Here is a 10802-nt window from a genome sequence, read left to right on the forward strand (position 1 = left end):
TGCAGGCGGACAAGACGTGTCGGTGGATAGTTACTCTGATACTGTCGTGGCGACCGTCAATTTCTGACGCCCCATCTCAAATGACAAGACCACTTCGATGCGTCGGGGTGGCCTCAGCAATGGAATGCATCGGTGGCAAACAATTTCTGGCGTCCCGCATGGTTGACCAGCTTAATTCTGATAGCGGTCATCGTCCCCGCGACTGTCAAAGGTGCCGGATTTCAGGTATCGCCAATCAGAGTCACGCTATCGCCGGAGGATAAAAGCTCGGCGCTCACGGTTCGCAACGATGGTGACCGACCGGTGATCGTTCAGGTGCAAACTGTGGAATGGACCCAGTCTGACGGGCGTGATAGCTACAAGCCGACCGAGGACATTCTCGCGACGCCGCCCATCTTTACGGTTCAGCCCGGCAAAGTGCAGATTCTTCGTGTCGGATTACGCCGTGCCCCGGATGAGGTCAAGGAACTGAGTTACCGAATTTATCTTCAGGAGGTCCCCTCCACCGCCCAACCGGGGTTTCAGGGGTTGCAGGTGGCGCTGCGCCTTGGTTTGCCAATGTTTGTGCAGGCGCAACAACATGCGAGTGCTGCGCTCAAGTGGTCCGTTGAACAGATTGACCGAGAGCGACTGAAAGTTCGCGCCATGAATGAGGGGATGGCACATATGCAGGTCACCGATTTCGCCTTGACCCCTGTGGGCGAAGACCGACCGATTGCGGTTGAGCAAGTCGCCACCTACGTTTTGCCAGGACAGGCTCACGAGTGGCTGCTACCGATCGACCCCGTAACGAAGTTGAGCGGCAGAAAAATACGCCTTAAAGCCTATACAGATGCGGGAAACGCTGACGTCGAAGTTGTCGTGGAGAAAAAGTAGCACCGCACTAATCGCTCTTGCGTCGCATTGTTTGTTCGCCGCCTCAGTCGCCGCCAAGTCCCCCTTGAATGGCCTGGCCGATGCTGCGAATACCCCCATGCAAAATGAGCAGCCATTGCTCCTGGATATTGAGGTGAACGGTCAGGGCAGCGCCGGAACTGCAGTCGTTTTTCGAGATGTTCACAGTGACTTGTGGGTATCCGAAAGCGATTTGAGACGACTACGTTTAATAGTCCCTCAGGCAGTATCCATTGTCCGACAGGGCGCTCGGTACTATCCACTTTCAAGTTTGTCCGGCGCGAAGTACACAGTGGACGAATCGACACAAAGTCTGGCACTGGAAGTCAATGCCAATGCATTCGCTACCACCGAAGCTAGTGCGTATCGAGCGCCGGTATCGTCCCCCACACCATCGCCACCTGGCCTGTACTTCAACTATGACATCTTCGCCGAGCGCGCCGAGCAAACCAATACGCTGTCGGGATTGCTCGAGCTCGGTGCGTTCAACGCTTTGGGCGTGGGCACGACAACCATTGCGCTACAAAACGGTGTCGCGACCCGTCGCGCTGTCCGTCTGGATACCACGTGGACGACTGACCAGCCTGCCGATGTAGCCAGCCTGCGTCTTGGCGACAACGTGACAGCCGCTGCAGCCCTATGGGGGCGAGCCGTACGTTTCGGCGGGATTCAATACGCCACGAATTTTGGGACACAGCCAGGCTTTGTGACGGTACCGACGCAGACATTCGCCGGGCAAGCGGCCTTGCCCTCCACCGTCGACGTGTACGTCAATAACATCCTTGCCACGCGCAAGGATGTGCCGCCCGGACCGTTTTCCATCAACGCGCTACCGGTTGTCACCGGTGACGGCACGGTTCAATTGGTTATCAAAGACGTTCTCGGGAGAGAACAGGTCGTAAGTCAGCCGTTTTATACGAGCAATAGTCTCCTGCGTCCAGGCTTACAGGACTATTCTCTCGAGCTCGGCGGCATTCGGCAGAACTACGGGCTGACCAGCTTTGACTACGGGCCCACTTTCGCGTCGGCAACGTATCGCCGTGGCATCACGGATGCTTTGACTGGAGAGGGGCACTTTGAAGGGCAAGGTAGCAACCGGGCGACGCTGGGTATCGGTGCCGCTTATCTCACCCCATTGTTGGGTGTGGTCAGCACTTCCATAGCGCTAAGCCGCAGCAACATGGGGGTGGGGCGCCTATGGGCGCTTGGTTTGGTTCGGCGCAGCGAACACCTCAGTTTCAGTTTCCAAACTCAGTCGGCTGACGAGAGATTTCAGCAACTTGGGGGTGACGCGAATTTCCCTGCTCCGCGTCGGCAAACCAGTGCCAATTTGGGTTTCATGCTTAACAGATATGGTTCACTTAACCTGACATATCTATCACAGGTGATATCAGGCACCCCTAGATTCGCAGTCGGGGGTGTTAGCTATACCTTGCAGATAAAGCACGTTGGCCTTGTCTCGATTTCAGCATTTAGAGCATTGAGCGGTTCGGCGTCCAACTCCATCAATGTCAGCCTGGTGTTACCGCTGGGTGGCTCGGGACCGAGCGTGAGCCTGACGCACACGTCGTCGCAGGGCGCCCGTCCACAATCCATGCTGCAAGTACAAAGAAATTTGCCAGTCGGCGATGGATATGGCTACGACCTGCAAGCCGCCGACAACGCCCCCCAGCAGGCCAGTTTGTACCTGCAGAATCGGGTTGGTACCTACACGCTCGAAGGCGCCGAATTCGCCGGACAGTCAGCCATGCGCGTGGGCGTCTCAGGCGGCGGAACAGTGATGGATGGGTCGACATTTCTAAGCCGCCATATTGAGGGCAGCTTCGGCTTGGTCCAATTGCCTAATCTACCCAACGTCAGGGTTTATGCCGACAATCAGTTGGTGGGTCGCACGGACGCCGATGGCAACGCCTTGATTCCTCGCTTACGACCGTATGAAGACAACCCGATTCGGATTGAGGAGCGAGACCTGCCGTGGGACACTGTCATCGATAGCCTGAGCGCCAATGCCGTACCGTACTATCGGAGTGGCATCGTGATTCGCCCGCCTGCCCGACAGTCTTATGGTGCAATGATGCGTATCGTGACACCAGACGGAAAACCCTTATCGCCGGGGACGCAGGTACGTATCGCCGGACAGAACGAATCATTTCCTGTCGCGCTTGAGGGCGCATTATTCCTCACTGGGCTTAATTCGGCCAATCGCCTCTACGCTGAATGGGATAAGCACAGTTGCCAAGCCACACTGAACGTGACGAAGTCCACAGACGCTTTGCCACACCTGGGCGACGTCATTTGTGTTGAGACCCAACCATGAGGAAGGCATGCCGCAATCTGTGGCACTGGCTTCCTGTCGCTGTCGCGATAGGCACATACGCGTGCGCTTCCCATGCCGACGCGGCAACATGCTCTGTGACGAGTTCCTCTGGCGTTGACTTCGGTGGGTATGATCCGCTCAGTGGAACTCCGATGAACGGGGTGGCAACTGTTCAAGTCACCTGCGACAAAAATGCGACAGTGACGCTTTCCATTAGCGGTCAATCAGGCTTTGGAAATCGCAAGATGACGGGGGCTAGCGACGTCCTTAACTATCAGTTGTACACAGACACCACTAGGCAAACGATTTGGGGGGACGGAACAGGCGGCACGCAGACAATGACGCTCAATCTGAAAGATAATCCGCGTGTTGGATTATTTACTATCTATGGGCAAGTTCCTGGCGGGCAGGACGTCAGCGTTGGGGCTTACAATGCCATGCTGATTATGACGCTGTCCTTCTGAAAGCTGGCCACGCTCTGCACTCATTTTAGTCAGCCCTGTCAGCCGGAGACACACTCAGCATGAGAGGCCATGCGTAAGTGCCTGGCCGAACGTCTTTCGATAGATAAAAGCGGTAACCAAGCGTTAACGTCTTGCGCAAACGCCCGGCTTCGCGCTGCGTAACGGTTCCCCCATCGGCACTGAGTTTGGCCAAGCCATTCAGACCTCTGATGTCGACCGCGCTGAATATGGGCAGAGTGGTATCGAAGGACAGCGCAAAACCTTGGCTAGTCAGTGCCACAATATCGACCACCGACCCAGCGGGAATGTCAATGTAGCCGCGCTCTACCTCTGACGCTGTCACTGTGAGTTCCGACACCTGCTGCACGACGTTCATCCGAACTTTCGGCACTACTAACGCCGTGACAGAAAATGCTTGCGTGTGCCCGTCGGCGAGCGCCGACTCCACACCAGCGGTTCCTAGTGAAGAAAGTATAAACAGCAATGACGCCTTTACCAGGTGACGCTGCAAATGGAGACTGCGCGAGATCTGCCCCGGATTGACATATCCCGCATCAATCAAAATTTCACCCAGCTTTTTGTGCGTCGCTCGCTGGTGTGCAATGGCATCGTCCAATTGCTGCTGGTTAATATATCCTGCTGCGAGCAGCAGCTTTCCTAGCCTTAAGGGGCCCTCATGGCCCGTCTGACTGGCCTGAAAAGCGAGGATGGCATTCCGCTCTCCGTCTGTTATCCATTCTTTTCTGGTCAGCAGATGACCTAATTTTTCTCCCGTTGCGCGTTGTTCCAATAGCGCATCCGCAAGCTGATTAGCCGTGATTCTCTCGGCAAGAACCACCAACTCGCCAAAAAGCTCCCGCGTGCCTGCCGCTGCTTCAAGAGCATGAGCGGGATGAGTGCGCTGCCACGTTGAAAGCGCGCTTTCAAAGAGTATTTCAGCGGCGCCTAGGACATGCTTTCTCCTCGGCACCGACAGACCATCGCTCGTCGGACTCTGCACCGACAGCTTCGGAGCGAGCGACGCAGGCGCAAGCCGCGCGCAGTTGGCATCATTTCCCATAGAGCGAATGTCACTTTTCATAGAAACCCACTCGTTAGACGAAGATCGTCAACCGCTTATAGCGGCGTGATGTTGGCCGCCTGCTTGCCCTTCGGGCCATTCTCTACTCCGAAGCTGACCTTCTGGTTCTCCTGCAGGGACTTGAAGCCTTCCCGGCGAGTTTCCGAAATGTGCGAACAGATCTTTGCAGCCGTCATCCGGCGTGATGAAGCCCAAACATTTCTGATCATTGAACCACTTGACCGTGCCGGTTGCCATCTGCCCTTCCTGATCATTAACGGAAGCGTTGCACGAATCCTGTCTAGCGTCGTATCTCACGGAGCCGGGGGCATGATCGTCGGCGCTCGGTCATGCTGTAAGCGTGGTCAACTTCCATTAAAGCAGAATTACAAACAATTGTTGCTGGTGGTGTAAAAGCGCGGCTAGATGGCGGCAAGGGGTAAAAGAGAGCCAACCGAGGCCGATGTCGGCCCACGGTTGGGGTTAAAAGGGATCGTCGATGTCGTTCAGGTGAGCGTTCACGGGAGGGACGCGTTGCTCTCGCTGCAGTTCATGCAACGCGAGCTGGTAGTGCGTGCAGATCCGCTCGCGGAGATCGTCGAGGAGTTCGACGACGGTAAGGGCCTGGTCGGCCGACCAGTTGTCGGGGATCAGGCGTAGCGGTTCAGCCGGCGGCGCCATAGCGATCGAGCAGGCGCAGCAGATGGGATGTGATGTTGGACTAGCGTCGCAATGCTCGCTGAGCGGATCGCAGGCGGTGATGAACGCACTGCATTGAACCTTGTACGCGCCGTGCAGCGCAGCCTGTTCTTCGGCGTGCTTTTTTCGCAAGATGTATTCCAACTATGCAGTCGCCGACGGCGCCGAACTCACAGTCGTGAATACGCGTGGTGCGCCACCAAGTGAATTTCGGCGGAATCCGTCAATGTTTCGGCGGACGCAGTTAAATCGGACGGGGGATTATCGGTCTTGGGATCTCTGATCTCTTGTGGCGTTAACTGGATGCGGCCGCCTGCGTGACAGGGACGGCCGCTCTTTTTGCGCTCATGCCGGGCAACGTCGCGCCCATTACCCACTACGGTATGACTCGGTCTGCACACACAATCCATCATGACTCGGCTGCTTGATTTCGACCTGCTAGCGCGCACGGAGCTGCTGACCTATCTCGTTGCTTCGCAATTGGCAATGCGTGAGAAGACCGGACGATGGCTCAAGGTCGAACACGTTGTCGAGTCTACACATCTCTGGCTGCGGTTAAACGGTCGCAAAGCTGACTGGCTGCAGCGCGTGACGCTGGCCTGCCGTGCGCAATATCTTGCGGAAAATGTGGCATGGGCCTCGCAACGAAGGTACGACGCGAAAACTGTAGCAGGCGCGTTTTTCGGTGGCCTGCGCCTCGACTTCCGGTCTCCAGCGGTGATCGAAATCTTCATCGCCTGCGCAGCCAATCTCCCCGGGCAGTTAACCTTCCTTGACAAGTCAAGCACTGCCTGACGTTCGGTTTTACAGGTTGGGGCTGCGGGTGCGCGCGATGTCTCGGTGAGATATGCCGAAAGAAAAGCGGCGGATAAGGCCCAAATATTGTCCATCAGTCTGATGCGTCGCAGCATATGCTCAGTGATGTCAGATTGCTAGAGGCGGCTCGTTCTGTCCAACTGTACACAGGAGGCGGGGTTGCATGGACATCGCTCTTTCGATTCTCTCCAGACTTTGCATTGCGTGGGTCATTGTCTATTTGTTCTTTAGTTTTCTGTCCGCCGCGTGGGTCGGGAAGCGACACGGCAGAAGTCTCGTTCTTCTTGAGTTTCAGCCGCGTCGCGCTCGCGGCGCGAGGGAGGCTGGGAGAGCTAGATTGCTAAAGTGGATGGGCCTGTGCGCGGTCTTGGCATTGCCAGTCGGTATCGCGTCGGCCGTCGCCTCCGTGATTCTTTCGTAGATATTCCTCGCGACAGAATCGATTAATACAAGCTAACAATCGACACAAAAAAATGAGCGACCGGATTTCAACTAGGGTGACGTTCGCAGACATCTCTGCCTTCGCACCTGCAGTGAGTATTGCGGGAACGGTCGAGCGTTCCGCCGTCAGACTAGCGAAGAAATTTTATTGACCTGAGCTGAATGTAGTCCGGTTTATCGCATTCTTTCTGGTCTCCTGCGATAGTCGAGATCTACATCATCCGCCAGGCCCATCTCCTGGCCGACTAGCCACCCGCGTTGGCGCGTTCTACCGTCTTGCCATACACGTATCGGGCGCCGGACCGGGAGCGTCATAGCGAATATGGCGCCATCTGCTAATCTGTCACACATTCAATCGGACATGTGCACGAAATGTGGAATGCGATCAGTAACTTCGGCGATGCTGCCGTGACCCTTCCGCTGGCACTGGCCTGCGCAATATGGATCGCCTCATCGAATCGACGCGCGGCAGCTTACTGGCTGTTTCTTCTGTCAGCGGGGATGGCGATCGTCGGAGCAACGAAGATCCTCTACGCCGGCTGCGGCATTGAGATTAGCGAAATAGGATTCCGCGTTGTGAGCGGACACACGATGCTCTCGTCAGCAGTATGGACCACTTGTGTCGCATTGTTTCTCCGCCGCACCGGGCACATGTCCATCGGTATAGCTCTGGGTCTCGCGAGTGGCGCTCTCATTGGTGCTGCTCGCGTGTTTGAAGAAGCGCACACCCTGTCGGAGGTCATCGCTGGTTGGGCGCTTGGCTCAACCGTCGCATTGGCCTTCGTGCGCTCGCTCGACAAATCACACGTTGAACTGCGAGGCTCCGCTGTTGCTGCTGTGTCACTTCTGCTGGTATCTGGGATCGCCTACGGACACCACGCGCCCTTTCAATCTTTGATCGAACGATACTCGCCCGGCGTCTGCGCGCGCTTCCTATAGCCCTCTGCTCAGCGCTTTTCCAGGTACTGGTTTATGTGAACGTCGGCAGCGCGGTGAGCAACTGCACGATAGCTGTCTACGGGCGCCTCGGCCGCCGATCTCTAGCCGTAGCCGAGATCTATCTTGTCTGCCTAGCCCGTCTCCTCGGCGGATAACGCCACAACATTGGCGATCAACATGCTGCGTCGAAACATAAACTCTACAAATCCAGACTAACTTCCGTTCGTACTGGCGGACGGTACACAGGACGCAGGGTCGCATGGTAATCGCTCTTTCGATTCTCTCGAGACTTTGCTTCGTCTGGATCATTGTCTATCTGATTTTCAGTTTCCATTCTTCCATATCGGTCGGTACACGACATAGCCAGGGACTCGTCTTTCTTGAGTTTCAGCCGCATCGAGCGCACGGCACAAGGGAGATCGCCAAGGCCAGCTTGTTGCAGCGAATGGCGCTTTGCGCGGCCCTGGCATTGCCTTTGGGTATCGCGACATTCGTCGTCGGTGTGGTGATCTCATAGAGATTCGTGACGGCGGAACCAGTCAGGCCAGCTAGGGAACAGTCTGGCGACGACTTATTTTGCCGGCTATGGAAGGCGCGAGAGGTGTCTTCGCGAAGGGATCACGCGAGCGCGCTTCCCGGCCGGCTATGAGGATTGGCCGCAGAACGCGCTAAGCATGGCGAAACGGCTTCAACAGCATCGCGACCGATGGTGCATCGTGCCCTAATTAAAGAAAATCCACTTCCGTGCTTCAAACGACGCTTCTAGAATGCGATGGGGTGATGCGTGCGATGTGTTGTCGATACTACGGCCCGGCAAAAAGTCGAGGGTGCCGAACAATGTCGATTGACGGCCGCCCAACCAGCGCGACGCATCGCAGCCCCTTTCTTGCAGTCGACACTTCTTAACAATTTTGTTGAGTGCTTTCGGGTAGACTCGGCCGTCGAAGTGCAGTCGACCATACAGGCGTTGCCTATCAATTCGCCGACCTGCCCGCCACCGACGACTCTCGTCGCTGCTCTTCGCAAGCGCACCTGTTCACATGAGAATCGCTATCCTAGAATCCGATGCCGCAGCACTTGACTGTGCGCTCGAAATCCTGTCATCCGCTGGGCATCTCTGTTTTGGCGCGCTATGCGACAAAACATTGCACGGGTTGCTCAAACAAGTGCCCGTTGATTTGGTGATACTCGATTGGGTGGCGCCGGATGCACTCCGATACGATACGTTGCGCTGTCTGTGCAGACATGGATCCGTGATCCCCGTTGTCTTGTGCGTGAAGTCGTGCACGTCGCAGCAAGTGATCGCCGCGGGGCTGAAGAGCGGCGCAAACATCTGTCTCGAGAAGCCGCTTGGCAGCGCGCAGTCGCTTGCGCGCATTCATGCTTTTGGGGCGTCGTAGCAATCCTTCTTCCACAGTCTTTTCAACCAGGCCCATGTATCAGGTTCGCGCAAGCAAGCTGCAGTCGATCGCATCGGGGGCATGGCTGATTTTCAATTGGGTCAGCGCGGTAGCAGTGCTCGCCGACTTGACCGATCTTCGAGGCCCGGCGCGAGGTCTGCCGCACATGGCGGTGAACTTCATTCGTGCTGCAACGGCCGCTTGTGGCATGGCCGAATCCATATCAATGCCAGCCTGACCCATCGTATCGGTTGGGCACCCGCGCTCGTCTCGGCTAAAGCGCGCAGGGATTCTGAGCGCTACCCCGATCAATCGTCATTGGGCGCTGCCAAGCAATTTGGATTTGATCGAGCATGGCGGGGTTCCGACGCTGCGCCACGTGCGTGTCGCGCCGTCCGCTTCAAAACAAGTCTGCGCCCATGGCGTTCGGTATCCGACATCCGAACACTTCTCTGCGACGCGGTTCGGGCTATCACCATCGCACGAATCAAGCAAGCGAAACGCCTCGTGTACCCACAGGGGGCGCGCTCAGCGTTACGCGGTTCAACGCTTCACACATATCTATCTGAACAGCATATCGTCGGAGTTTCCTCTTTATTGTCACATCCAGCCAACGTTTTGGCATCTTCAGTCATTCTTGCCGGCAACGCTTGATATTGGCCTACCCTTTCCGCTGGCGCTTCGAGGGGGGACAGAATTGGTCCTCGCACCCTTCGGAGTTTTGGCCTGCCGCTCCCCGTGCGAGCAGGCTTTTTTTCTTCCCTGCCTTCGGCGCTCGCGCGACCAGCACGCTGAGCTGGTTCTGCCGCCGCTTAGCGGGAGTCGTCCATCAAATCAGAGCGTGGCAATGACAATGGACAATGCCCACCCTCAGTGGCGGACATACATTGGCCGTTTTAGCGCGAACGTTCATGCAAAAGATGTTTTATCGGACTGCGCCGCAACGCCGGTATGACAAGAATCGTATCGAAATCCGCAGGCGGTTCAGAAATGTTTAAAAAAACTGAGATGCGCGGTCAAGTCTCTATAAAAAATAATAATACGCTCGTGAAAGAGCTGTGCCAAAAGCCAAGGGAAATATGTGCCACCCTCGCGCATGACGCAGGGAGCGGCTCCGGCCCTTCAGGTTCCCCCTAAAGATTGGATCGCAGCACGTTCAGATATCAATTAAATCGACGCGGAGACGGACAAGTAATTCACTTTCGTCTGGGGAATTTAGATGGAATGTTTTTCAGAGTTTCAAAATAACGGCGGACTGGACCAACACGTTTTGCCACATATCAGCACAGTGAGGCACATTGCCATTGTCTTGTTTAACGGCTTTCCGTTGCCTGAGGTGGCTTCAATTGCGGAGGTATTCCAGTCGGCGAACTCCCTTGCCGAGAACGGCGAGTTCGATGCAACCCGTTACGAAGTCAGCCTGCTATCGGCTTCTGGCGGCAGAGTGGTCAGCTCGTCATCAGTGTTCGTCTGGACAGAGAGCGTCGAAGTGCGGCGCCACGCAGATAGCTTCCGCGCACTATTCATTGCTGGCGGCGCAGGCGTACGCAGCACGTTGCGCGACGAACGCCTGATCACCTGGCTGCGTCGAGCCTGTCCCCGCAGCGAGTTCGTCCACACGATCGACGAAGGGGGGCTACTGCGGGAGGCGGCCGGATTCGCTCATTCCACCAGCGGTCGGAAGCATGCCGATCGCATCGGAGATGTGACCCTAAAGCTCCTTGGCGCCACGCCTTCTAATAGCGCGATGAGCCCTATGAGAACGGCGCTAC

General features: G+C 56.4%; 10 protein-coding genes and 2 pseudogenes. 8 read left to right on the forward strand and 4 right to left on the reverse strand.

What is annotated here, in order from left to right:
- The first annotated feature begins 132 nt into the window (after window positions 1-132).
- Complete coding sequence (locus tag GNZ13_RS04480; RefSeq protein WP_172160864.1) at window positions 133-876, forward strand: fimbrial biogenesis chaperone; 744 nt, start codon at window positions 133-135, stop codon at window positions 874-876.
- Between the two features lie 43 nt (window positions 877-919).
- Here GNZ13_RS04480 and GNZ13_RS53750 read toward each other — a convergent pair whose 3' ends face one another.
- Complete coding sequence (locus tag GNZ13_RS53750) at window positions 920-1060, reverse strand: hypothetical protein (protein WP_172160866.1); 141 nt, start codon at window positions 1058-1060, stop codon at window positions 920-922.
- 126 nt (window positions 1061-1186) lie between these two features.
- On the opposite strand from GNZ13_RS53750, the gene GNZ13_RS04490 reads away from it, so the two are divergent.
- A complete protein-coding gene (locus tag GNZ13_RS04490; RefSeq protein ID WP_172160868.1) occupies window positions 1187-3211 on the forward strand; it encodes a fimbria/pilus outer membrane usher protein in 2025 nt (674 codons plus the stop codon).
- Window positions 3208-3675, forward strand: coding sequence for a Csu type fimbrial protein (locus tag GNZ13_RS04495; RefSeq protein WP_236001803.1), 468 nt, complete (start codon window positions 3208-3210; stop codon window positions 3673-3675). Before GNZ13_RS04490 ends, GNZ13_RS04495 begins: the two co-directional genes overlap by 4 nt.
- A gap of 25 nt (window positions 3676-3700) precedes the next feature.
- On the opposite strand, the gene GNZ13_RS04500 is transcribed toward GNZ13_RS04495, so the two are convergent.
- The gene (locus GNZ13_RS04500) at window positions 3701-4756 is read right to left on the reverse strand and encodes a hypothetical protein (protein ID WP_172160872.1); all 1056 of its coding nucleotides are present in this window, start codon (window positions 4754-4756) and stop codon (window positions 3701-3703) included.
- Window positions 4757-4791: 35 nt separating this feature from the next.
- Window positions 4792-4993: pseudogene (locus GNZ13_RS04505) on the reverse strand (cold-shock protein).
- Here GNZ13_RS04505 and GNZ13_RS04510 point away from each other — a divergent pair.
- Window positions 4904-5149 (forward strand): hypothetical protein, encoded by a 246-nt coding sequence (locus GNZ13_RS04510; RefSeq protein ID WP_172160862.1) that lies wholly within the window; start codon window positions 4904-4906, stop codon window positions 5147-5149. The pseudogene GNZ13_RS04505 and the gene GNZ13_RS04510 overlap by 90 nt on opposite strands.
- Window positions 5150-5218: 69 nt before the next feature.
- On the opposite strand, the gene GNZ13_RS53755 is transcribed toward GNZ13_RS04510, so the two are convergent.
- Window positions 5219-5566 carry a hypothetical protein gene (locus tag GNZ13_RS53755; protein WP_328807177.1) on the reverse strand — a complete coding sequence of 116 codons (348 nt, stop codon included), beginning with the start codon at window positions 5564-5566 and terminating at the stop codon, window positions 5219-5221.
- A 279-nt stretch (window positions 5567-5845) separates the two neighbouring features.
- Between GNZ13_RS53755 and GNZ13_RS04520 the strand changes: the two genes are divergently transcribed.
- The 4 genes and pseudogenes from GNZ13_RS04520 to GNZ13_RS04535 all read left to right on the forward strand — a co-directional run.
- Complete coding sequence (locus tag GNZ13_RS04520; protein WP_172160874.1) at window positions 5846-6229, forward strand: hypothetical protein; 384 nt, start codon at window positions 5846-5848, stop codon at window positions 6227-6229.
- 834 nt (window positions 6230-7063) lie between these two features.
- Window positions 7064-7630, forward strand: a complete 567-nt coding sequence (locus GNZ13_RS04525; RefSeq protein ID WP_172160876.1) for a phosphatase PAP2 family protein — start codon at window positions 7064-7066, stop codon at window positions 7628-7630.
- A gap of 259 nt (window positions 7631-7889) precedes the next feature.
- On the forward strand, window positions 7890-8147 hold the full coding sequence (locus tag GNZ13_RS04530) for a hypothetical protein (RefSeq protein WP_172160878.1): 258 nt from the start codon (window positions 7890-7892) through the stop codon (window positions 8145-8147).
- Between the two features lie 2102 nt (window positions 8148-10249).
- A pseudogene (locus GNZ13_RS04535) lies at window positions 10250-10802 on the forward strand (AraC family transcriptional regulator); the annotation flags it as partial.

The organism is Paraburkholderia elongata (assembly GCF_013177735.1).
GTDB classification, from domain to species: domain Bacteria; phylum Pseudomonadota; class Gammaproteobacteria; order Burkholderiales; family Burkholderiaceae; genus Paraburkholderia; species Paraburkholderia elongata.